The organism is Pseudomonas sp. SIMBA_041 (assembly GCF_046535095.1).
Taxonomy (GTDB): Bacteria; Pseudomonadota; Gammaproteobacteria; order Pseudomonadales; family Pseudomonadaceae; genus Aquipseudomonas; species Aquipseudomonas mucoides.
Genome location: NZ_JAWRXJ010000529.1, coordinates 1 through 258 on the forward strand (window position 1 = coordinate 1; position 258 = coordinate 258).

Below are 258 nucleotides of genomic sequence, written 5' to 3' on the forward strand. Positions count from 1 at the left end.
GTGATTACCTGCCCGTATCACGCATGGGCATTCAAACTCGATGGCAACCTGGCCCATGCACGTAACTGCGAAAACGTCGCCAATTTCGATAGCGACAAAGCGCAACTGGTTCCGGTGCGTCTGGAAGAATATGCCGGATTCGTCTTCATCAACATGGACCCCAACGCCACCAGCGTAGAAGATCAATTACCCGGCCTGGGCGCGAAAGTGCTGGAAGCCTGCCCGGAAGTCCACGATCTGAAACTGGCGGCCCGCTTT

General features: G+C 55.8%; 1 protein-coding gene. It reads left to right on the forward strand.

Features of this window, described 5'->3' with window-relative positions:
• A partial coding sequence (locus SB725_RS32215) for a Rieske 2Fe-2S domain-containing protein (RefSeq protein ID WP_410923557.1) occupies positions 1–258 on the forward strand: 258 nt, incomplete at both ends.